18 protein-coding genes and 1 pseudogene are annotated in these 22,405 nt (G+C 54.6%); 14 read left to right on the forward strand and 5 right to left on the reverse strand.

Features of this window, described 5'->3' with window-relative positions; genetic code table 11:
• Positions 1 to 45 precede the first annotated feature (45 nt).
• On the forward strand, positions 46 to 486 hold the full coding sequence (locus ACE1BR_RS03400; protein WP_374867629.1) for an acetyltransferase: 441 nt from the start codon (positions 46 to 48) through the stop codon (positions 484 to 486).
• A gap of 72 nt (positions 487 to 558) precedes the next feature.
• Here the strand turns inward: ACE1BR_RS03400 and ACE1BR_RS03405 are convergent, their stop codons facing one another.
• On the reverse strand, positions 559 to 876 hold the full coding sequence (locus ACE1BR_RS03405; RefSeq protein WP_374867631.1) for a DUF4377 domain-containing protein: 318 nt from the start codon (positions 874 to 876) through the stop codon (positions 559 to 561).
• A gap of 93 nt (positions 877 to 969) precedes the next feature.
• Entirely contained in the window at positions 970 to 2,256 is a 1,287-nt protein-coding gene (locus tag ACE1BR_RS03410) for a citrate synthase (protein WP_374867633.1), read from the reverse strand.
• Between the two features lie 442 nt (positions 2,257 to 2,698).
• On the opposite strand from ACE1BR_RS03410, the gene sdhC reads away from it, so the two are divergent.
• The 11 genes from sdhC (at position 2,699) to ACE1BR_RS03465 (ending at position 14,725) form a co-directional block, all read left to right on the forward strand.
• Positions 2,699 to 3,076: a succinate dehydrogenase cytochrome b556 subunit gene (gene sdhC, locus ACE1BR_RS03415; RefSeq protein ID WP_021231296.1), complete on the forward strand. Its 378-nt coding sequence runs from the start codon at positions 2,699 to 2,701 to the stop codon at positions 3,074 to 3,076.
• Positions 3,070 to 3,414 (forward strand): succinate dehydrogenase, hydrophobic membrane anchor protein, encoded by a 345-nt coding sequence (sdhD, locus tag ACE1BR_RS03420; RefSeq protein WP_005333558.1) that lies wholly within the window; start codon positions 3,070 to 3,072, stop codon positions 3,412 to 3,414. Before sdhC ends, sdhD begins: the two co-directional genes overlap by 7 nt.
• Before the next feature lies 1 nt (position 3,415).
• Positions 3,416 to 5,182, forward strand: coding sequence for a succinate dehydrogenase flavoprotein subunit (gene sdhA / locus ACE1BR_RS03425; RefSeq protein ID WP_374867635.1), 1,767 nt, complete (start codon positions 3,416 to 3,418; stop codon positions 5,180 to 5,182).
• 16 nt (positions 5,183 to 5,198) lie between these two features.
• Positions 5,199 to 5,915: a succinate dehydrogenase iron-sulfur subunit gene (locus ACE1BR_RS03430; protein WP_374867637.1), complete on the forward strand. Its 717-nt coding sequence runs from the start codon at positions 5,199 to 5,201 to the stop codon at positions 5,913 to 5,915.
• 114 nt (positions 5,916 to 6,029) lie between these two features.
• Positions 6,030 to 8,837, forward strand: coding sequence for a 2-oxoglutarate dehydrogenase E1 component (gene sucA / locus ACE1BR_RS03435; RefSeq protein WP_374867639.1), 2,808 nt, complete (start codon positions 6,030 to 6,032; stop codon positions 8,835 to 8,837).
• Positions 8,838 to 8,872: 35 nt separating this feature from the next.
• A complete protein-coding gene (gene odhB, locus ACE1BR_RS03440; protein ID WP_374867641.1) occupies positions 8,873 to 10,063 on the forward strand; it encodes a 2-oxoglutarate dehydrogenase complex dihydrolipoyllysine-residue succinyltransferase in 1,191 nt (396 codons plus the stop codon).
• Between the two features lie 111 nt (positions 10,064 to 10,174).
• On the forward strand, positions 10,175 to 11,341 hold the full coding sequence (gene sucC / locus ACE1BR_RS03445; protein ID WP_374867643.1) for an ADP-forming succinate--CoA ligase subunit beta: 1,167 nt from the start codon (positions 10,175 to 10,177) through the stop codon (positions 11,339 to 11,341).
• Positions 11,341 to 12,213, forward strand: coding sequence for a succinate--CoA ligase subunit alpha (gene sucD, locus ACE1BR_RS03450; RefSeq protein WP_374867645.1), 873 nt, complete (start codon positions 11,341 to 11,343; stop codon positions 12,211 to 12,213). The genes sucC and sucD overlap by 1 nt, the downstream gene beginning before the upstream one ends.
• A gap of 137 nt (positions 12,214 to 12,350) precedes the next feature.
• The gene (locus ACE1BR_RS03455; protein ID WP_374867647.1) at positions 12,351 to 12,785 is read left to right on the forward strand and encodes a hypothetical protein; all 435 of its coding nucleotides are present in this window, start codon (positions 12,351 to 12,353) and stop codon (positions 12,783 to 12,785) included.
• 103 nt (positions 12,786 to 12,888) lie between these two features.
• On the forward strand, positions 12,889 to 13,356 hold the full coding sequence (locus tag ACE1BR_RS03460) for a GNAT family N-acetyltransferase (protein WP_374867649.1): 468 nt from the start codon (positions 12,889 to 12,891) through the stop codon (positions 13,354 to 13,356).
• Positions 13,357 to 13,873: 517 nt separating this feature from the next.
• Complete coding sequence (locus ACE1BR_RS03465; protein ID WP_374867651.1) at positions 13,874 to 14,725, forward strand: alpha/beta hydrolase; 852 nt, start codon at positions 13,874 to 13,876, stop codon at positions 14,723 to 14,725.
• Positions 14,726 to 15,153: 428 nt separating this feature from the next.
• Here the strand turns inward: ACE1BR_RS03465 and ACE1BR_RS03470 are convergent.
• Positions 15,154 to 15,492: pseudogene (locus ACE1BR_RS03470) on the reverse strand (amidohydrolase family protein); the annotation flags it as partial.
• A gap of 147 nt (positions 15,493 to 15,639) precedes the next feature.
• On the reverse strand, positions 15,640 to 16,416 hold the full coding sequence (locus tag ACE1BR_RS03475; RefSeq protein WP_374867653.1) for a helix-turn-helix domain-containing protein: 777 nt from the start codon (positions 16,414 to 16,416) through the stop codon (positions 15,640 to 15,642).
• A 91-nt stretch (positions 16,417 to 16,507) separates the two neighbouring features.
• Here ACE1BR_RS03475 and ACE1BR_RS03480 point away from each other — a divergent pair, with 91 nt between their 5' ends.
• Both ACE1BR_RS03480 and ACE1BR_RS03485 read left to right on the forward strand, forming a co-directional pair.
• Entirely contained in the window at positions 16,508 to 17,656 is a 1,149-nt protein-coding gene (locus tag ACE1BR_RS03480) for a multidrug effflux MFS transporter (RefSeq protein WP_374867655.1), read from the forward strand.
• A gap of 207 nt (positions 17,657 to 17,863) precedes the next feature.
• The gene (locus tag ACE1BR_RS03485) at positions 17,864 to 19,657 is read left to right on the forward strand and encodes a GTP-binding protein (RefSeq protein WP_374867657.1); all 1,794 of its coding nucleotides are present in this window, start codon (positions 17,864 to 17,866) and stop codon (positions 19,655 to 19,657) included.
• A gap of 761 nt (positions 19,658 to 20,418) precedes the next feature.
• On the opposite strand, the gene ACE1BR_RS03490 is transcribed toward ACE1BR_RS03485, so the two are convergent.
• On the reverse strand, positions 20,419 to 22,359 hold the full coding sequence (locus ACE1BR_RS03490) for an amidohydrolase (protein WP_374867659.1): 1,941 nt from the start codon (positions 22,357 to 22,359) through the stop codon (positions 20,419 to 20,421).
• Positions 22,360 to 22,405 lie beyond the last annotated feature (46 nt).

The following is a 22,405-nucleotide window of genomic DNA, read 5'->3' on the forward strand; positions in this document are numbered from 1 at the left end:
CGGGGCGGCCACTGCCATCCTGCGGGCTGCAACAAAGAGTCATTGATGAAAATTGATACTGCAACGCGGGCTGATTATCCGGCCCTGATCGCGCTGTGGGAGGCCTCGGTGCGGGCGACCCACCACTTCCTGCCCGAGGCCGAAATCCTCGCGCTCAAGCCGCTTATTCTGGAGCACTACTTCGATGCGGTGACACTGCACAGTGCCCGCACAGAAGAGGGGAGCATTGCCGGTTTTTGCGGGCTATGTGATGGCAAGATAGAGATGCTGTTTGTGGCGCCTGCTGCGCGCGGCAGTGGCGTGGGTCGCCAACTGGTGGAGCATGCCATCGACCAGTGCGGTGCGACGCTGGTTGACGTCAACGAGCAGAATGAGCAGGCGGTGGGGTTCTACCAAAAGATGGGGTTCGCCGTGACGGGCCGCTCGCCGCTGGATGGCCAGGGCAAGCCCTATCCCTTGCTCCATATGGCATTGCCGCCGCGATAGTCGCTCAAGTGAAGCAACAGTGATAACAAACGGGGGATGGCCAGCGCCATCCCCCGTTTTTTGATCCTGCCGTTACTTGCTGGCGACTTTATTGACCACCTTGATCAGCTGGTAGCGCAGGGAGGGGGCATCGGCTGGCACATCGGTGAGCTGCTCCTTGCTGACGCTGAGCTGATACTGGTAGCCCGGCTCAAACTGGAAGCCTTCAATGTTCTGGTAGAACAGCGTCCAGGGTTGCTGTTCGTCGCTGCGCACCTGCATGCACTGCATCGGACCGACCCCGACACAATCGACCAGCTGGCTGTTGATATAGAGCGTCTCCCCTTGGGGGGCAACTGTGCCCTGACAGGCGGTGAGTAGCAGGGCGGCGCTGGCAAGCAGTGGTTTCATAGTGAGCTCCTTCAAAACGAGAGGGGCATTAGAGCGGCAAATAAAAAGGCGGTCAATGACCGCCTTTGTAACAAACCATATCGATTCAACTTATCAGCGCTGGTCGAGCGGAACGAATTCCCGTTGTGGCTGGCCGATATAGAGCTGGCGCGGACGGCCGATCTTCTGATCCGGATCCGAGTGCATTTCGTTCCAGTGAGCGATCCAGCCGATGGTACGAGAAATGGCGAAGATCACGGTGAACATGCTCATCGGAATACCGATCGCTTTCATGATGATGCCGGAGTAGAAGTCCACGTTCGGGTAGAGTTTCTTCTCGATGAAGTAGGGGTCGGACAGCGCAATGCGCTCCAGCTCCATGGCAACATCCAGCAGCGGATCCTTGATTTGCAGCTCGGTCAGCACTTCGTGACAGGTCTGACGCATCACTTGAGCGCGCGGATCGTGGTTCTTGTAGACCCGATGACCGAAGCCCATCAGACGGAACGGATCGTTCTTGTCTTTGGCCTTGGCGATGAACTCGGGGATGCGTTCCACCGAGCCGATCTCCTCCAGCATACGCAGGCAGGCTTCGTTGGCGCCGCCGTGCGCCGGGCCCCACAGGGAGGCGATCCCCGCAGCGATACAGGCAAACGGGTTGGCACCGGAGGAGCCAGCCAGACGAACGGTAGAGGTGGAGGCATTCTGCTCGTGATCTGCGTGCAGGGTGAAGATGCGATCCATGGCGCGTTCGACGGTGGGGTTGACCTTGTACTCTTCGGTCGGCACGCCAAACATCATGTGCAGGAAGTTGCCTGCATAGGAGAGGGCGTTGCGCGGCTGCATAAACGGCTGACCGATGGAGTACTTGTAACACATGGCGGCCAGGGTCGGCATCTTGGAGAGCAGACGGAAGGCACAGATCTCGCGGTGCTGCTCGTTGTTGATGTCGAGGGCATCGTGATAGAAGGCGGAGAGGGCGCTGACCACACCGCACATGATGGCCATAGGGTGGGAGTCACGACGGAAGCCGCGGAAGAAGAAGGCGATCTGCTCGTGCACCATGGTGTGACGCGTGACCAGGCGCTGGAATTCGGCATATTGCGTTTTGGTCGGTGCTTCACCATAGAGCAGGATATAGCAGACCTCGAGATAGCTCGATTGGGTCGCCAGGTCGGCGATGGGGAAACCACGGTGCAGCAGGATACCCTGATCGCCGTCAATGTAGGTAATGGCAGATTTGCAAGAACCGGTCGCCATAAAGCCTGGGTCAAAGGTGAAATACCCTTGTGCACCCAGTTTTCTGACGTCGATGACATCCGGCCCGACGGTGCCGGAGAGAATAGGCAGTTCGACCGGATCTTTTCCGGGTAGATGTAGGGTGGCTATCTTATCAGCCATAGCACGTCTCCTTTGCTCTTTATAATTTGGTTCCAGTCCTACTCTATTACGACTCTTATGACGCTGGCAAAGGTTCTTACCCGTACCAAGGCGGCTGGAGCGCCTTATTTGAAACAGAGTTCCCTATCAATGTCAATTTTGCTGGAAGGCCATTAATGGCATTAATGAAATGTTAAATTAAATATGCGATCGAGTTTGCGGTTTTGTGTTTTCTTTGTAGCTAATTGATTGTCTTCGGTTAAGCCCGCCGATATACTGCGCCACGTGGGTCATGGCTGCGGGTGTTTGAAACGCTTTGGCAAAACCTGATGTGAAACTGAAAACTCGATTTTTGGCTTTTTCAGAGTGTTTTGGTAACAAATAACCAACAATCACCATCCCGTGCCCTCATATGTGAGTTAAAACAATAACTAACGTGCTCAATGGAGCTGAGTGGGCAAGCGTGAAAAACAAACAGAGACCGGTCAACCTCGACCTACAAACGATCAGCTTTCCTGTCACTGCCATTGCATCCATCCTGCACCGTGTTTCAGGGGTCATCACCTTTGTTGCACTGGGCATCTTGCTGTGGATGCTTGGTACTTCACTCGCCTCTCCCGAAGGGTTTGCAACCGTGGTTGCCATCATGGACAACTTCCTGGTCAAACTCGTGCTGTGGGGGATCCTGACTGCGCTGGCATACCACATTGTGGGCGGCTTGCGTCATCTGGTTATGGATATGGGCTATTGGGAAGAGCTGGAATCCGGTAATCAGAGTGCCCGTGTGGCCTTTGTGATCACCGCGATCCTGGCTGTATTGGCGGGAGTGCTTGTATGGTAACCAATTCTGCAACCTTCGGGCGCAGCGGCGTTCACGATTACATCCTGATCCGCGCCACCGCCCTCATCATGACCTGTTATGTCCTCTATCTGGTGGGATTTGTCGCGTTCAACGACATCACCTACGAGGTGTGGGCAGGCTTCTTCGCCAAAACCTTCACCAAGGTATTCACCCTGTTGACCCTGCTTTGCGTACTGATCCACGCCTGGATCGGTCTGTGGCAGGTGCTGACTGACTATATCAAGCCGGTAGGGCTGCGCGGGGCGCTGCAATTTGCCCTGGTCGTGGTGCTGTTTGTCTATCTGATGACGGGTTTCGTCGTGCTGTGGGGTGTTTAAGGTGGCTATTCCAACTCGTGAATTTGATGCGGTGGTGATTGGTGCCGGTGGTGCCGGTATGCGCGCCGCGCTGCAGATTGCCCAGTCCGGCAAGAGCTGCGCTCTGTTATCCAAGGTGTTTCCGACCCGTTCTCACACTGTCTCCGCCCAGGGCGGGATCACGGTTGCGCTGGGCAATGCCCACGACGACAACTGGCAGTGGCACATGTATGACACCGTCAAAGGCTCTGATTACATCGGTGATCAGGAAGCCATCGAGTACATGTGCAAGACCGGCCCCGAGGCGGTCTATGAGCTGGAGAACATGGGGCTGCCCTTCTCCCGTTTCGACAACGGTTCTGTCTACCAGCGTCCGTTTGGTGGTCAGTCCAAGAATTTCGGTGGCGAGCAGGCTGCTCGTACCGCTGCGGCGGCCGACCGTACCGGTCACGCCCTGCTGCACACCCTCTATCAGCAGAACGTCAAGAACAAGACCACCGTCTTCTCCGAGTGGTATGCGCTGGATCTGGTGAAAAACCAGGACGGTCACATCGTTGGTTGTACCGCCATCGATATGGAGAGCGGTGAAGTAGTCTACTTCAAGGCCAAGGCGACTGTGCTGGCCACCGGCGGTGCCGGTCGTATCTACCAGTCCACCACCAATGCCCATATCAACACCGGTGACGGTGTCGGCATGGCGCTGCGTGCCGGGGTAGGGGTGCAGGACATGGAGTTCTGGCAGTTCCACCCGACCGGTATCGCCGGGGCCGGGGTGCTGGTGACCGAAGGGTGCCGTGGTGAAGGTGGTTATCTGCTCAACAAGGATGGCGAGCGCTTCATGGAGCGTTATGCCCCCAACGCCAAGGATCTGGCCGGTCGCGATGTGGTGGCCCGCTCCATCATGATCGAGATCCGCGAAGGGCGTGGTTGCGATGGTCCCTGGGGCCCGCATATCAAGCTCAAGCTGGATCACCTCGGCAAAGATGTGCTGGAATCCCGTCTGCCGGGCATCTGCGAGTTGTCACGCACCTTTGCTCACGTGGATCCGGTCAAAGAGCCTATTCCGATCATCCCGACTTGCCACTACATGATGGGCGGCGTGCCGACCAACGTGAATGGCCAGTGTCTGGCGCAAGACAAAGATGGCAACGACGTGCCGGTGGTCGGCCTGTTTGCGGTGGGCGAAATTGCCTGCGTCTCGGTGCACGGTGCCAACCGTCTGGGCGGCAACTCGCTGCTGGATCTGGTGGTGTTTGGCCGCGCTGCCGGTATGCATCTGGTCAACACCTTGGGCGAGATGGATCACGGTCGCGAAGCGTCCGAGTCGGACATCGACGCCGCGTTGGCCCGCTTCAATCGCTGGGAAAATTGCCGTGACGGCGAAGACCCGGTGCAGATCCGCAAAGACCTGCAGCGCTGCATGCAGAACAACTTCTCGGTATTCCGTGAAGGTGATGCCATGGCGGAAGGGCTGGCCGAGCTGAAACTCATCCGTGAGCGTCTCAAGCATGCCCGTCTGGATGACACCTCCAAAGAGTTCAACACCCAGCGCATCGAGTGTCTGGAGCTGGACAACCTGATGGAGACGGCGTTTGCCACGGCGGTTGCCGCCAACTTCCGTACCGAGAGTCGCGGTGCTCACAGCCGCTTCGACTTCCCGGATCGCGACGACGAGAGCTGGCTGTGCCACAGCCTCTATCACCCGGACACCGAGTCCATGACCCGTCGCGCTGTCAACATGTCACCCAAGACCCGTGAGGCGTTCCCGCCCAAGGTCCGGACTTACTGATTGCGGAGCCAGCCCTATGAACGTCACTTTCTCTGTTTACAGATACAATCCGGATATTGATAACGTCCCTTATATGAAGGAATATCGTCTTGATATTCCTGAAGGTTCCGACATGATGGTGCTCGACGCACTGATCCAGTTGAAAGAGCTGGATCCCACACTCGCCTTCCGCCGCTCTTGCCGCGAAGGGGTCTGTGGATCTGACGGTCTCAACATGAATGGCAAGAACGGTCTTGCCTGTATCACCCCGCTCTCTGATCTGCTGAAGAAGGGCAATAACGTCGTTATTCGCCCCTTGCCCGGCCTGCCGGTGATCCGTGATCTGGTGATCGACATGACCCAGTTCTACACCCAGTGGGAGAAGGTCAAACCCTTCCTCATCAATGAAGAGAAGTTGCCGCCGGTGCGTGAGCATCTGCAATCCCCCGAAGAGCGCGCCAAGCTTGACGGCCTGTACGAGTGCATTCTCTGTGCCTGCTGCTCCACTTCGTGCCCCTCCTTCTGGTGGAACCCTGACAAGTTCATCGGTCCGGCCGGGCTGCTCGCTGCCTACCGCTGGTTGGCTGACAGCCGCGACACCGCGACCACCGAACGACTGGGTAATCTGGACGACGCCTTCAGCGTGTTCCGTTGCCATGGCATCATGAACTGCGTGAACGTCTGTCCGAAAGGCTTGAACCCGACCAAGGCGATTGGCCAGATCAAGTCGATGTTGCTCAATCGGGCTGTTTAGTATTTGGGCCAGCGCGTGCTGGCCCGACTTCTGGATAGCCATCCCACCCGTGGCAGGATGGCTATTTGACCCCTACAAGCTGCGCAGCAGTAACAAGAAGTACAAGGGATAGAAATGCATAACGGCGTGATGAAGGCCTGGTTGGAGTCATCTCACCTGGCTGGTGCGAATGCAAGCTATATTGAGGATTTGTACGAATCCTTCCTGGAAAATCCTGACTCCGTGTCCGACGAGTGGCGCAGCCTGTTTAGCGAGCTGCCCCAAGTCAATGGTCATGCGGTTGAACAACCCCACTCCCAGGTCCGCGATTATTTCCGTCGTCTGGCCAAGGATCCCTCTCGCTACAGTGCCCCCGTCTCCGATCCCCAAGTGGATGCCAAGCAGGTTCGGGTGCTGCAGCTGATCAACGCCTTCCGTTTCCGTGGTCACCAGAATGCCAATCTGGATCCGCTGGGCTTGTGGCAGCGTGAAACCGTTGCCGAACTGGATCCCGCGTTTCACAACCTGCAGGGCGCAGACATGGAGGCCACCTTCAATGTGGGCTCCTACGCCATCGGTCGCGAGACCATGGTGCTCTCCGATCTCTACGCCTCGCTGAAAAAGACCTACTGCAGCTCCATCGGCGCTGACTATATGCACCTCACCTCCACCGAGGAGAAGCGCTGGCTGCAACAGCGTCTCGAATCCATTGAAGGGAAGGGGAGCTATACCCTCGAAGAGAAGACCCGTTTCCTCGAGAGCCTGACCGCCGCCGAAGGGCTGGAAAAATATCTGGGTGCCAAGTTCCCGGGGGCCAAGCGCTTCTCGCTGGAAGGTGGCGACGCCATGATCCCCATGCTGAAAGAGCTGATCCGTCGCGCCGGTGAGCAGGGGTGCAAAGAGGCCGTCATCGGCATGGCCCACCGAGGCCGTCTCAACGTACTGATCAACGTGCTCGGCAAACGGGCGCAGGATCTGTTCGACGAGTTTGCCGGCAAGCATGGCGAATCCTGGGGCACGGGGGATGTGAAGTACCACATGGGCTTCTCATCCGACTTCGCCACCCCGGGTGGCAACGTCCATCTGGCGCTCGCCTTTAACCCGTCTCACCTCGAGATCGTCAACCCGGTGGTCATCGGCTCGGTCCGTGCCCGGATGGACCGTCGCGGTGACAAGGATGGTGCAAGCGTGTTGCCCATCACCATCCACGGTGACTCGGCCATGTCCGGTCAGGGCGTGGTGGCCGAGACCTTCAACATGTCCCAGACCCGTGCCTATGGCGTGGGCGGGACGGTGCGCATCGTCATCAACAACCAGGTCGGTTTCACCACCTCTTACCATCGTGATCTGCGCTCCACCGAATATTGCACCGACATCGCCAAGGCGGTGCAGGCGCCGGTGCTGCACGTCAACGGGGATGACCCGGAAGCGGTGGTGCTGGTGACCCAGATTGCGCTGGATTACCGCAACACCTTCAAACGCGACGTGGTGATCGAGCTGGTCTGCTACCGTCGTCACGGTCACAACGAAGCGGACGAGCCGAGCGCGACCCAGCCGTTGATGTACCAGAAGATCAAACAGCACCCGACCCCGCGCAAGATCTACGCCGATCAGCTGGTGGCCGAGGGGAGCGTCAGTCAGGAGTTGGCGACCACCCTGGTCAACGAGTATCGCGAGACCCTGGATCGCGGCGAGCGGGTGAGCAAAGAGTGGCGGCCGATGGAGCTGCACTCCGTCGACTGGACCCCTTATCTCGGTCACGACTGGGCGATGGCCTATGACAGCACCTTGCCGCTGGATTACCTCAAGTCCCTCGGTGAGCGGGTGAGCCAGTATCCGGCGACCCATGTGCTGCAGCGTCAGGTCGAGAAGATTTACGAAGACCGTCGGCTGATGGCGGCAGGCGAGAAGCTGCTGGATTGGGGCTTTGCCGAGACCCTGGCCTACGCCACCCTGGTGGACAAGGGGTCTCGTATCCGCTTCACCGGTGAAGACTCCGGCCGTGGCACCTTCTTCCACCGTCACGCCGTACTGCACAACCAAAACGATGCCAGCACCTACACCCCGCTGTGCAACCTGCACGACGAGCAGGGCCCGTTCGAGGTGTACGACTCGGTACTGACCGAGAACGCGGTACTGGCCTTTGAATATGGCTACGCCAGCGCCGAACCGGCTGGCCTCACCATTTGGGAAGCCCAGTTCGGTGACTTCGCCAACTGTGCCCAGGTGGTGGTGGATCAGTTCCTCTCCTCCGGCGAGCAGAAGTGGGGCCGGATGTGCGGCCTGACCATGTTGCTGCCGCACGGTTACGAAGGGCAGGGCCCGGAGCACTCCTCCGCCCGTCTGGAGCGTTATCTGCAGATGTGCGCCCAGCACAACATGCAGGTGTGCGTGCCCTCTACCCCGGCGCAGGTGTTCCACATGCTGCGTCGTCAGGTGGTGCGCCCGATGCGCCGTCCGCTCATCGTCATGACGCCCAAATCCCTGCTGCGCCACCCGCTGGCGGTGAGCAAGCTCGAAGAGTTGGCTGACGGCACCTTCCAGAACGCCATCGGCGAGATCGATGCGCTGGATCCGAAGGGCGTCAAGCGGGTAGTGTTCTGCTCCGGCAAGGTCTACTACGACCTGCTCGATGCCCGTCGCAAGGCCGAGCAGCAAGATGTGGCGCTGGTGCGAATTGAGCAGCTCTACCCCTTCCCGGAAGAGGAAGTGCGCGCCATTCTGGCCAACTACGCCCATGTCACCGACTTTGTCTGGTGTCAGGAAGAGCCGCAGAACCAGGGCGCCTGGTACTGCACCCGTCACCACTATGATGGCGTGTTGCCAGCCGGTGCCACCCTGCGTTATGCCGGTCGCCCCGCGTCAGCCTCACCGGCCGTCGGTTACATGTCTGTCCACGCCAAGCAGCAGAAAGCCTTGGTGGAAGATGCCCTTACCCTGTAAAGCCTCTGGCATAGAAGTAAAAAGGAACTGATTGGATGACTATCGAAATCAAGGTACCGGATCTGCCGGAATCAGTGGCCGATGCCACTATTGCCACCTGGCACAAAAAACCGGGCGATCTGGTCGCCCGTGACGAAGTGCTGGTCGACATCGAAACCGACAAGGTGGTGCTGGAAGTACCGGCACCGCAAGCCGGTGTGCTGGGGGATATTCTGCAAGGGGAAGGGGCGACCGTGTTGTCCCGTCAACTGATTGCCATCCTCACCGCGGCCCCGGTGGCTGGTGAAGAGACCAAAGAGAAACCGGTTGAAGCGGTAGCCGATGACAGCACCGAAGGGTTGAGTCCCTCGGTCCGCCGCCTGATTGGCGAGCACGACATCGATGTGGCCAAGCTGACCGGCACCGGCAAGGGCGGGCGCATCAGCAAGGAAGATGTCGAAGCCTACATCAAGGCTCTGAGCAAGCCTGCTGCCGCCCCCGTGGTTGCCGCTGCCGCTCCTGCGGCCAAGGTGGCACCGCTGGGTGGCCGCAGCGACAAACGGGTGCCGATGACCCGTCTGCGCAAGCGTATCGCCGAGCGTCTGCTGGAAGCGAAAAACACCACCGCCATGCTGACCACCTTCAACGAGGTCAACATGAAGCCCATCATGGATCTGCGCAAGCAGTACGGCGAGATCTTCGAGAAGAAGCACGGCATCAAGCTCGGCTTTATGTCCTTCTACGTGAAAGCGGTCGTTGAATCCCTCAAGCGCTATCCGGAAGTGAACGCGGCGCTGGACGGCGATGACGTGGTTTACCACAACTACTTCGATGTCAGCATCGCCGTCTCCACCCCGCGCGGTCTGGTGACCCCGGTGTTGCGCGACTGCGACAACATGAGCCTTGCCGACATCGAGAAGGCCATCAAGGATCTGGCGGGCAAGGGCCGTGACGGCAAGCTGACCGTGGATGAACTGACTGGCGGCAACTTCACCATCACCAACGGTGGCGTGTTCGGCTCCCTGATGTCCACCCCGATCATCAACCCGCCCCAGAGCGCCATTCTGGGGATGCACAAGATCCAGGATCGCCCGATGGCCGTTGCCGGCAAGGTTGAGATCCTGCCGATGATGTATCTGGCGCTCTCCTACGATCACCGTCTCATCGACGGACGTGAATCGGTAGGCTTCCTGGTCTCCGTCAAGGAGCTCTTGGAAGACCCGACTCGTCTGTTGCTGGATGTCTGAGTAATACCCGAGCGATTGAAAGATAACGAGGGGCCCCCGAGGCCCCCACTCACAGGGGATTGAGAAACACCAGCCCCGGACGGAAATACCTACAACACGGATAGAGCATCTATGAATCTGCATGAATATCAGGCAAAACAGCTGTTTGCCGAGTATGGCCTGCCGGTCTCCGAAGGTTATGCCTGTGCTACCCCGCAGGAAGCGGCCGAAGCGGCCGACAAGATTGGCGGCAATATCTGGGTCGTCAAATGCCAGGTACACGCTGGTGGTCGCGGTAAAGCGGGCGGCGTAAAAGTGGCCAAGAGCAAGGATGAGATCCGCGCCTTCGCCCAAAACTGGCTGGGCAAGAATCTGGTGACCTACCAGACCGACGCCAACGGCCAGCCGGTCTCCAAGATCTTGGTTGAATCTTGCACCGATATCGCCAAAGAGCTCTACCTGGGCGCCGTGGTGGATCGTGGCACTCGCCGCGTGGTCTTCATGGCCTCTACCGAAGGTGGCGTGGAGATTGAAAAAGTCGCCCACGAAACCCCCGAGCTGATCCACAAGGCAACGCTGGATCCACTGGTTGGCCCGCAGCCCTATCAGGCCCGCGAGCTGGCTTTCAAACTGGGTCTGGTCGGCGATCAGATCAAACAGTTCACCAAGATCTTCATGGGTCTGGGTCAGATGTTCCTCGATTGCGACTTCGCGCTGCTCGAGGTCAACCCGCTGGTGATCACCGCGCAGGGCAACCTGCTCTGCCTCGATGGCAAGATCAACATCGATGCCAACGCCCTCTACCGTCAGCCCAAGCTGCGCGAGATGCACGATCCTTCGCAGGATGACGCCCGCGAAGCGCACGCTGCCCAGTGGGAGCTCAACTATGTGGCGCTCGATGGCAACATCGGCTGCATGGTCAACGGCGCCGGTCTGGCTATGGGTACCATGGATATCGTCAACCTGCACGGCGGCTCGCCTGCCAACTTCCTTGACGTTGGCGGTGGCGCCACCAAGGAGCGCGTGACCGAAGCGTTCAAGATCATCCTCTCCGACAGCAACGTCAAAGCGGTGCTGGTCAACATCTTCGGCGGCATCGTGCGCTGCGACATGATCGCGGAAGGCATTATCGGTGCGGTCAAGGAAGTGGGGGTCAAGGTGCCCGTCGTGGTCCGTCTGGAAGGCAACAATGCCGAGCTGGGTGGTATCAAGCTGGCCGAGAGCGGCCTCAACATCATTGCGGCCAAGAGTCTGACCGATGCCGCGCAGCAAGTCGTTAAAGCAGCGGAGGCCAACTGATGAGCGTACTGATTAACAAGGAAACCCGAGTCATCTGCCAGGGCTTTACCGGCGGTCAGGGTACTTTCCACTCCGAGCAGGCGCTCTCCTACGGCACCCAACTGGTCGGCGGCGTCTCCCCGGGCAAGGGCGGCACCACCCATCTGGGCCTGCCGGTGTTCAACACCGTGCGTGACGCGGTCGAAGCGACCGGCGCCACCGCCACCGTCATCTATGTGCCGGCACCGTTCTGCAAGGACGCGATCCTGGAAGCGATCGACGCGGGTATCAAGCTCATCGTCACCATCACCGAAGGCATCCCGACGCTGGATATGCTGGATGTGAAAGTGAAGCTGCAAGAGACCGGCGTGCGGATGATCGGCCCCAACTGCCCGGGCGTGATCACCCCGGGTGAGTGCAAGATCGGCATCATGCCGGGCCACATTCACAAGCCGGGCAAGGTGGGCATCGTCTCCCGCTCCGGCACCCTGACCTACGAAGCGGTCAAGCAGACCACTGACGAGGGCTTTGGCCAGTCCACCTGCGTCGGTATAGGTGGCGACCCCATCCCGGGCTCCAACTTTATCGACATTCTGGAGATGTTCCAGAACGACCCGCAGACCGAAGCGATCGTGATGATCGGCGAGATCGGCGGCAACGCCGAGGAAGACGCGGCCGCCTATATCAAGGCCCACGTCACCAAGCCGGTGGTCTCCTATATCGCCGGTGTGACCGCGCCTCCCGGCAAGCGGATGGGCCACGCTGGCGCCATCATCTCCGGTGGCAAGGGTACCGCCGCCGAGAAGTTTGCCGCACTGGAAGATGCTGGCGTGAAGACCGTCCGTTCCCTGGCCGATATCGGCAAGGCCCTGCGCGAAGTAACCGGCTGGTAATTCCTTATCGCCCGTTATCTCTAATAAAAAAGCCGCCCGATGGGCGGCTTTTTTATGATGCTTGATATTTGGCTTCGCAAGTTCAGCAGATGAGGATATAACAATCATATCGTCGTTCTCGGTGCTTGGGTGAAACAATGAGGTGGTTTTTCCTGCTGTTTATCATGTTGCTTGTTGTTACCGGCAATGCAGTCATTTTTGATAGTTCATCATCTACCAGAGTGATTGATTGGATTGCATTTAACCTGTTCCCGTTATCTATGATTTTGTTCTGGTTTGGCTTTTACTTTTCTGATGGCGTTAAGCGAGCCCAGCTATTTGTGGTTGGTCATGCGCTGCTGGTCTTTTCTGCCGGTGCCGGTTTTGTGCTTATCGGTACCAATATTGTTTTGGCTGACTCATGTGAAATAGTGACATTTAGTGGTAGAACGAGTGGCATCTTATGGGAATTTGCAAGCTATATGCAGTCAATAGGTTATTGCCGTGAACTGGGAGCTGGTATCGTAATACTCGGTGTTGTTATCGCTTATCCCAGTGCTAGGATATTTTATGGGTTGGCTCGTTCGCGTTGAAATATGTTGTCGGGCAATGGTTTGACATAATTCTTCTTTTTTATAGTGTAAATGCCATTCCGTTACTATAAACACCGAAGAAATTTTTCTGTAAAGAGGATGTATGGACATTTCTTTGCTGGCGGATCATCCGTATGACGTATCGAAAATAGCTGAGTGGTATTTCGATGAGTGGGCATCTCATATGCCGAATGTCACGAAGGAGATGGTACATGAAAAAATTAAACATAAGGTTTCTAATCGTGATATCCCGCTTAGTCTTGTTGCTTATGATGAAGGAACTCTGGTTGGTACATTGGAACTGAAAATTCGGGAGAATAAAAATTATCCTGAATATGATCACTGGATCGGTGGTGTTTATGTCCCGTCTGAACACCGTAGAAAAGGAATCGCTAAAAAATTGATTAATACCGCAAAAGAAATTGCGGTTGCTCGTGGTGTTTTGACACTGTACTTGCAGTGTGAAACACATAACGTTGACTTTTATCGTGAGCAAGGCTTCAACGCGATACATCAATCAACCCATGGTCACTGGGAAACCACCATCATGGTATGGCATGCCGTCACATAAATATGGTTGAAAAGCGAGTGCTATTAACGCGTGTAAATGGAATCTCGTAGATTGGACTAAAAATGGTAGGTTGTTGCTGAACGAAGTGAAGCCTAACGTTTACCGTGAAATATGCCTGTAAATCTGTTTTAAGGCTTCGCCATATCCTTATTTATCCCGCTCTGGTTGGCGCGTAATAATGCACACTTGTTGGGCTTCGCTACGCTCTGCGCCAACCTACAAATTACGCGATTGCCCTGAGTGGTAATTTGTGAGGGCGAATAGCGAAGCGTATTCGGACGATCGTGACGTTAGTTTGCCACAGATGTTCGCCACAATCTGTGATGACAGGTCAATCGTGTTGCGCTGGTGCAATCAAGTGGCAGCATGCTGCATATGGCGTAGAAGGGGGCCATGACCATTTCCGTTCATGTTAAAATGCCAATAATATGGCTATTCAGGGTTCAATTACCATGCGTACAATAACGGGATCTCTCTTTCCACGTATCACGCAATGAACAAGTCTGGAGTGATGATAGTGAACCACATTTATCATAATATGAACCGAGCTGAGCTTGACGCAGCCTACAACAATACCAAAGCGGATAAGGATTTTTCTGCCACGCTCTCCCGTTTTCAAACACAGAGTGCAGCGTTTTATAAAACGGCTGTATGCAAAAAGAATTTGGCATATGGGGCGGGCCCGCGGCAACGTTTTGACTGGTTCCCCGCTGCGGGTCTGGGCACCGCACCAACATTCATTTTTATCCATGGCGGCTACTGGCAAAATTGCACTAAAGAGGACTATTCGTTTATCGCCAGAGGACCTCTTGCACATGGTTTTAATGTCGTTCTTGCGGAATATACCTTGGCACCCGAAGCGACGATGACCGAGATTGTGGCTGAAATTGGCATGTTGCTAGACCATCTTGTTGCGGATCCTGATCAACTTGGTATTACCGGTGGCCCCATCTGCTTGAGTGGACACTCCGCAGGAGGACACCTCACCGCGATGTACCGATCACACCCAAGTATTTCTTTTGCAATGCCAATTAGTGCCCTGACAGATCTTGAGCCAATCAGCTTATGTTGGTTAAACGACAAGCTGCAGCTTACAGAGCGCGAGATCATCGAGCTAAGTCCTTTGCATAATATTCAAGGCGGTGCACCTATGACCATCGCTTTTGGCGCTGATGAACTGCCAGAATTGATAAGACAGTCAAAGGAGTATGCTCGCGCTTGTATTGATGCAGGAGAAAACGTAACAATTTGTCCGCTCCCTGATTGCAATCACTTTGTCATATTGGATGACTTGTCAAATCCAGATGGGTTATTGATGAGGTCATTGGTTCACTCTTTTTCTGAATATGTTGGGTACACCCATTTTTGAAATGGTCTCGTCGGGACTCTAACCGCGAACTGTGGCGCAAACCCGTATCGAATAGCGACGTGCATCTGGACGGGGGTGGTTAGTCGGCGGCATGTATGGTCCGCATCAGCCATGAAACAACCCGTATTGTTGCGCTGGTGCAATCAAGTTGGATTATATTGTCTCGCTGGTGAATCAATCTTGCCGCAGGCTGGGGTAGCCAGATTGCTATTTCCCTCGATCATGCTCCTCCGATTTGTGGTCTGACCAAGTCGCTCAATGGTTGGTTATGGCCACCCCCTCCTACGAGCCTTGCCTTGGAATGTGATGTCACGCCATAAAAATGCCGACCCGGAGGTCGGCATTTTGCTTTTACAAGGCGATAGCTGGCGGCATATGTGCTTGGCGCGCTGCTGACGAGATACTTACACTCGCCATATCACTTGAGCCTATTGGCTAAAGACCGTCTGCCCGCGAAAGACGGTGCGGGTAACTTGGGTGTCGGCGATCTGCTCCGGTTTGCCGGCAGCGACCAGCTGGTAGAGAGCCCGATCCAGCACGATAAAGTCGGCCGATTTGCCCGCTTCGATGGAGCCGCTGACGGCCTGCTGGCGCACTGCACGGGCGCCGTTGATGGTGTAGGCATCGAGCATCTGGTCGAGGGTGATGCGCTGGCTCGCCCGAAAGTCATCGCCGCTCTGGGGGGCGTGGTTGACCCCGGCGGCCATATTGGCGAAGGGGCGCGGATCGCGGCTGTCGACCGGCGCATCGCTGCCAGCCACCACAATGGTAACCGTTCACCGAGAGTGGCTTGACAGGAAAAAGAGACGATCGTCCCATTTTTTCATGTTGCAACCCGCTCTCGGTGAACGCTTACGTTGCAGCACTTTTTGCACAGATCGGCTCGCGTAGTCCTCCAGAAGCCACCTCGCAAATTATCTGAAACGCTTAGAGTTGAGATAGATCAGTGGAGTTTGTCCTGTATTTTTCTTAAAAAAGCTGATAAAGGCGCTATCACTGGAAAACTCTAGCTGGCTGGCTACCTGGCTGAGAGGGATACCTTCAGCCAACAATTCCATGGCATGTAGCAGACGCCACTGCTGACGCCAAGCTTGGTAGCTCATGCCTGTATCAGACATAAATATACGCCCAATCGTTTTACTGCTGGCACCTACTTTTTCTGCTAATTGGTTAAGCCTATCAGGCATAAAACCACCACGTTTGATATGCCATAGCCATGATGCCAATCGTTTGTCTTGTGGCATCGGGAGATGCCAATCTTCCTTTGGCGAATGCAACAGTTCCTCCATAAAGAGCGCAAGTGTTCGTTGTTGTTCCTCTTGCGGTTTATCCCAGGGCCAAAGTGACACTCGCTCAATGATTTCCCTCAGCAGGGGATTTACACCCATGACCTGCACCATGTTTGGTAAGCACTGATCTGGAGAAAAATAGAGGGAGCGATAAGCAACTACCCCTCGCATCAGCACCCTGTGTGTTGTACCAGCAGGAATCCAAGCAGCCCTAGTGGGAGGAAGCAAGCAAAGTCGATTCTCCAACTCGATGCTCATGCATCCTGCTTGGGCAAACAGTAACTGATGACGCTGGTGTCGATGGGGACCAGAATCATGTACCCCCAAGTCAGAGGCTATCCCTAGGACTTGGCCAGGTAACTGGTCCGGATCAAAAGGGTTATCTGGAAGAATAAAAGCCATATGTCCTAAGTTTGATATTTATAGTCTTATTTATTGTAATCCGTCACTACACTTCACTCTACAATGACTATCAGTTTTTAAGGAGATTATTATGAATTACAAGTCGCCACCCCTTTGGTTGGCAGTCGGGTTGATGATGTTCCCGCAGATCGTGGAAACGATTTATAGCCCGGCACTAACCCACATTGCCAGTCAATTTCAAGTCAGTGAGGGGCAGGCATCTCAAACTCTATCCGTATACTTTCTAGCGTTTGCTATAGGTGTCGTTTTTTGGGGTCGTCTCTGTGATCTAATTGGGCGACGCCCTGCAATGCTAGCTGGTCTTCTGACCTATGCGCTGGGAGCCCTATTGGCTCTACTGGCTAACGAATTTGAAACCTTACTACTTGCAAGGATTATATCTGCCTTTGGTGCAGCAGTTGGATCTGTTGTAACGCAAACTATGTTGCGTGATAGCTACCAAGGCACTGACTTGGCAAGGGTATTCTCTGTCATGGGGGTGGCACTCTCGATTAGTCCCGTGTTAGGTCTGCTTAGCGGTGGACAACTGGCTGAAGAGTTTGGTTACCTTGGCGTATTCAGTGGTTTGATGACGTTGGCAATTGTGCTGTTGCTTATTGCTAGCTGCTGGTTACCGGAAACGCGTCCTGAAAATACAGCAAAAGTAGCGTTATGGCCACTGGCTTGCCGAATGGCGAAAGATTATGGACTTTGGCGTAGCGCCATGCTCGTGGCACTATTCAATACGATGCTATTTGGTTATTACAGCCTAGCACCTTTCTTGTTTTCAAATCTAGGGTTAAGTACTAGTGAGTTTGGGTATTCTGGCATTATACTCGCACTCGCAACTCTTATTGGAAGTATACTAAACAAGAGATTATTGAGTAAGGGCTGGATGCCGGTATCACTCATCAGATTTGCAGTGGGATTGGCAATGATATGCGGCCTTACTGTATGGGCCAGTCAAGCGTCGTTATGGTTTTTACTGCCAATGATGGGCATTGTTATAGCTTTTGGTATTGCAATTCCTAATGTATTAAGTCAAGCGTTATTGTCTTATCGTGATGTAGCGGGAAGTGCTGGAGCACTATTTGGCTTGGCCTATTATTTATTACTTAGTATTGGTTTGGCTATAGCGGGCGGACTACAGTCTTTAGGCTTGGTTTTATCCGGCTGTGGTGTTATGGCTCTTCTATGTTGCTTGCGTTTTAGTACAACGAAAGCAGTTAAACACAATTAAAAATAAATGGTTAAAGCTCGATCGGAATAAACCGAAAAATTTTTTAAAAGAATGGTTTTGCCAAAATTTAAACAAAAATCTGATGTGACATCTAAGTACAAATTAATAGCATTTGGTTGCCTGGTATACATTAATATTGCTTGCCGCAGTATATGCTGTGGTAAGCAATATTTTAATGTACTACTGTATTAGTTGAGCGTGGTAAATATGAAAACAGAGAATATAAGAAATGTAGCTATTGTTGCACATGTCGATCATGGAAAAACATCGCTAATAGATCAGTTGTTGAAAGGGACTGAAGCTCTTGATAGAAAAGAGTCCACGCAGACACTATTAATGGACAGTAACGAACAAGAAAAAGAACGTGGAATTACGATATTATCTAAAGTAACTGCAATCCATTGGAAGCAGCACCGAATAAATATCATTGATACTCCTGGACATGCTGATTTTAGTGGTGAAGTCGAAAGAGTTTTAGGAATGGCTGATGCGGTTGCTTTACTCATAGATGCGGTTGATGGACCTATGCCTCAAACTCGTTTTGTTGCGGAACGAGCTATCAAGAAAGGTCTAATGCCTATTGTTGTAATCAATAAAATAGATAGACATGAGGCAGATCCTGATAATGCTTTAAATAATGTGTTTGATCTTCTTGTTACACTCGGAGCAAATGATACTCAGCTTGATTTTCCAGTTATTTATTGTTCAGCAAGATATGGATATGCCTATAGTGAAGGTGGTATTCATACCGAACCAGGTAATATGGAGCCGCTACTTGATGCCTTGGTTGAATGTGTAAAAGCTCCAGCCTCTAGTATATGCCGCAGTTTGAAGTTACAGATCACCCAATTAGACTTCTGTGACTATCAGGGACTTATTGGTATTGGGCGCATTTCTGATGGGAAAATTTGCTCCGGTCAGAGGGTGTCAATATCAGACACTGAAGGAAATATTCGATTTGCACAGGTGAGAGATATATTTCATCACGTAGGGTTAGCAAAAGTAAAGATAGATGAGGGCATTGCAGGTGATATTATAGCAGTTACAGGCATTGGCAATATAAGAATATCTGACGTCATCGGTCATAGTGACACCCCGGTATTTATGCCAAAACTTGAAATAGATAAACCAACTGTTTCAGTGAGAATAGGTGTAAATAATTCACCAAAGGCAAATTCGGAAGGACATGCATTACAATCTCGAGAATTAGGTCATCGTCTATTTAAGGAAACAATGTATAATGTATCTCTTAATGTAAAGTCTACACGTGATCCTGATATATTTGAGGTTTCTGGTCGAGGTGAATTACATCTTGGGGTTCTTATTGAAGATATGCGCAGAGAGGGCTTTGAGTTTGTTGTTTCAAGGCCTCAAATCATCATGGATGAATTTAATGATAAATATGAACCTTACGAGAATGTTGTCATTGACTGTGAGCCATCATTTTGTGGTCATGTTATTAAGGAGCTAGCAGATAGACGGATAATAATTGAATCCCATGAGGCGTTGTCAAATGGGCACTCTAGAATGGTCTTTTGTGGCCCTAAACGTGGTACTCTTGGCATACGCCATACTCTATTAAGTTTAACCGAAGGAACTGCTTCCATACATAAAGAGTATGCTGGAATGAAGGTTAAAATAAACGGCTTGCTTGGACATAGAACCCGCGGAGTAATGGTTTCAAATGGGGGCGGAAAAGCACTTATTCACTCTCTTTCCCAGTTGCAATCACGAGGAAGACTCATGATTCAGCATGGTGATATGGTGTATGCGGGGCAAATTATTGGAGAGACATCAACTAATTCAGATATGTGGGTAAATTGTCGGCAAGGAAAAAACCTGGTGCCAATGTGGCGCAATGTTTCTGATAAAAATTACGCGATGAAAGAAATTAAAAAATTAAGTCTTGAAGAAGCATTAACATGGATTAATAATGATGAATGGATTGAGGTAACACCTAGTTCAATTAGGTTAAAGAAAAGGTCCTGTACAGTATCCTAAGAAAATCATGGCGGGAGCGTATTTTGTTAAAAATTCTCGAAAGCATACATATCGAACAGCCTAGACAACTCTGATGCTCAAAATCAAACGATTGACTGATTGCGTTAATGCAAAAGAGAACCATGATTGGTCAATATCCGTTCGATTTATATGTTTGTTATTCAATTTAACAAAGTCAATCTCGTATGTTGGGCTAACAAGGGTAGCCAACGTTTACCGTGAAATATGCCTGTAATTTTATTTTCGGCTCGGCCACATCCTTGTTTATCCCGCTCTGGTTGGCGCAATAATGCTTGGCTGTTGGGCTTTGCTACGCTCTGCGCCAACCTACGAATTACGCTATCGCCCTGAGTGGCAACCCGTGGGGCCGAATAACGAGGCGTATTCAGACGATCGGGAATTAGTATGCCACAGCCTTCGTTTGTGGCCAGAATCGAACGGGCCAGGATTGTTACGCTGCTGCAACCAAGTTGGCGGAGGCTGTTTCGCTGGTGAATCAATCCTGCCGCTGCAGGGGGCAGCCCGCTGGCCACGCTGGTTGCCAATGCCCCTCCGATTTGACGCAAAGGGACAAGCTGAACGCGGGTTAGCTCCCGCGTATTGACCCCTGCACAGCGCACCTTGTCATCAGGGCTTGCTATCACTCCCGAACTAAAAATGCCGACCAAAAGGTCGGCATTTTGCTGTTACAAGGCGCTGGTCTGGCTGTATGTGCTCAGAGTACCGCAGCCAAGACCCTCACACTCGCCATTCCGCTGAGCCTATTGGCTAAAGACCGTCTGCCCGCGAAAGACGGTGCGGGTGACGTTGGTCTCGGCGATCTGCTCCGGTTTGCCGGCGGCGACCAGCTGGTAGAGATCCCGATCGAGCACGATAAAGTCGGCCGATTTGCCCGCTTCGATGGAGCCGCTGATAGCCTGCTGGCGCACCGCGCGGGCGCCGTTGATGGTGTAGGCATCCAGCATCTGGTCGAGGGTGATGCGCTGGCTCGCCCGAAAGTCATCGCCGCTTTGGGGAGCATGGTTGACCCCGGCGGCCATATTGGCGAAGGGGCGCGGATCGCGGCTGTCGACCGGCGCATCGCTGCCGGCCACCAGAATGGCCCCCGCCTTGCGCGAGCTGGCCACCGGATAGAGCGCCTGCTTGAGATACCCCTTGGGATCGTACATCGCCTCGTGCAGGGATTGCCCCTTGCGGGTCGGCTGGATAAAGGGGGTGACCAGCATGTCATATTCGGGCTGGGGGTTGGTCCAGGCGTAGGTGAAGGTGAGGTAGAGGCCAAGCTGGCCGAGCCGCGGCTGATCGTCCGGATGCACCACCTGCAGATGGGCGAGGGTGTGGGGGATGCCGTGATCGCCGTTGCTGGCGCGGGCCGCCTCCAGCGCATCGAGGGCCATGCGGGTAGTGCGATCGCCGATGCTGTGCATATGGATGCTAAATCCCGCCTTGTCGAGCGCCCCCACGTAGCGGTTCAGATCGGCGGCGCGGTAGTTGACCAGCCCCTTGCTGCCAGCATCCTCGCTGTTGGCGGTGATGGTGACCTGCTCGCTCGCCTGATCCGCGGCGAGGTGGGGGGTCTGGTAGTTGCTCAGCATACCGGCGTTGGGCAGGAAGGGGGGCGTGCTGAAGGGATCCCCTTCCAGTACCCCGTCGAGGAAGATCTTGACCGCATCGGCCTTGATCAGGGGATCGCTGGCAAACTGGTCGCGCACCCGGTTGGCCTTGGCCAGATGGCCGCCGATGTCGAGCTTGCCGCTGTAGTCATCCTCGTGAAAACAGGTGGCGGCGGTGACCCGCATATTGAGCAGCCCCTTATCTTCCATCTCCCGCAGGCGATCGCGGATAAAGTCGGTGGCGCAGGCATCCTGAATGCTGGTGATGCCGCGCGAGGCCATCAGGGTCGAGATGGCGGGCAGGATCTGGCGATACTGGTTCGCCGCCTGCTCGTCGTGGGCGCTGAGCAGACCGCTGTCGGGGGAGGGAATAGCGCTGCGGGCCCCCTCGCGAATGACGCCGCTATCGAGATCCACATAGGGTTTGAAGGGGGCAAAGAGGCCGCCCGGCGCCAGGGTTGCGGCGGTGAAGCCCACCTGTTTGCCGCTTTTATCGGTCGCCTGCGCCAGTGCCCGCGAGTTGTAGGCGCTGGCGTGGCCATCGACCCCGGCCAGCACCACCGGATTGTCGGGGGCGGCGGCATCGAGGGCCGCCAGCACGGTTTTATAGGCGGCGGTGGGGGTATTGCCCTCGTAGGGGGACCACTGGTTGATCACCAGCCAGTCGCCAGCCTTGGGGGCGTAGCGGGGCAGGCAGCTCTTCACCTTGGCCGCCAGCTCGCCGAGATCGACCGGCTTGCCGTCGAGATCGCACATATCGAGCGCCACCGTGCCCAGCAGGTGGATATGGTTGTCGTGCAGCCCCGGCAGCACCATCTTGCCCTGCAAGTCGACCACCTGGGTGTCGGGGGTGCTGAGCGCCTCGGCCCCCTGCCGGTTGCCCACATAGAGGAACTGGCCGCCGCTCACCACCATGGCCTCTGCCACCTGGCGCTGACCATCCTGAGTGTGGATCTTGCCGTTGAGATAAAGAGTGCGTGCAGCGGTGGGCGGCTGCCCCTGCTGGCAACCCGCCAGCGTGGCGGCCAGCAGCGGGGCGAGCAGCAAAAAAGTGCGGGAACGGGCGGGGTGTGGTGCCTTGCAATCCATGCAGTGATCTCCTTGAGGGTCGGGTTGAGTGCAGTGTTTACTGCAC

This window comes from Aeromonas sp. MdU4, from assembly GCF_041929505.1.
Lineage (GTDB): Bacteria > Pseudomonadota > Gammaproteobacteria > Enterobacterales > Aeromonadaceae > Aeromonas.

Coding starts and splice junctions, on each gene's coding strand:
- ACE1BR_RS03430 (WP_374867637.1), top strand. CDS start 5,199: ATGAACGTCACTTTCTCTGTTTACAGATACAATCCGGATATTGATAAC.
- ACE1BR_RS03460 (WP_374867649.1), top strand. CDS start 12,889: ATGGACATTTCTTTGCTGGCGGATCATCCGTATGACGTATCGAAAATA.
- sucD (WP_374867645.1), top strand. CDS start 11,341: ATGAGCGTACTGATTAACAAGGAAACCCGAGTCATCTGCCAGGGCTTT.
- ACE1BR_RS03480 (WP_374867655.1), top strand. CDS start 16,508: ATGAATTACAAGTCGCCACCCCTTTGGTTGGCAGTCGGGTTGATGATG.
- ACE1BR_RS03475 (WP_374867653.1), bottom strand. CDS start 16,416: ATGGCTTTTATTCTTCCAGATAACCCTTTTGATCCGGACCAGTTACCT.
- ACE1BR_RS03405 (WP_374867631.1), bottom strand. CDS start 876: ATGAAACCACTGCTTGCCAGCGCCGCCCTGCTACTCACCGCCTGTCAG.
- sucC (WP_374867643.1), top strand. CDS start 10,175: ATGAATCTGCATGAATATCAGGCAAAACAGCTGTTTGCCGAGTATGGC.
- sucA (WP_374867639.1), top strand. CDS start 6,030: ATGCATAACGGCGTGATGAAGGCCTGGTTGGAGTCATCTCACCTGGCT.
- odhB (WP_374867641.1), top strand. CDS start 8,873: ATGACTATCGAAATCAAGGTACCGGATCTGCCGGAATCAGTGGCCGAT.
- ACE1BR_RS03490 (WP_374867659.1), bottom strand. CDS start 22,359: ATGGATTGCAAGGCACCACACCCCGCCCGTTCCCGCACTTTTTTGCTG.
- ACE1BR_RS03410 (WP_374867633.1), bottom strand. CDS start 2,256: ATGGCTGATAAGATAGCCACCCTACATCTACCCGGAAAAGATCCGGTC.
- ACE1BR_RS03485 (WP_374867657.1), top strand. CDS start 17,864: ATGAAAACAGAGAATATAAGAAATGTAGCTATTGTTGCACATGTCGAT.
- ACE1BR_RS03400 (WP_374867629.1), top strand. CDS start 46: ATGAAAATTGATACTGCAACGCGGGCTGATTATCCGGCCCTGATCGCG.
- ACE1BR_RS03455 (WP_374867647.1), top strand. CDS start 12,351: ATGAGGTGGTTTTTCCTGCTGTTTATCATGTTGCTTGTTGTTACCGGC.
- sdhD (WP_005333558.1), top strand. CDS start 3,070: ATGGTAACCAATTCTGCAACCTTCGGGCGCAGCGGCGTTCACGATTAC.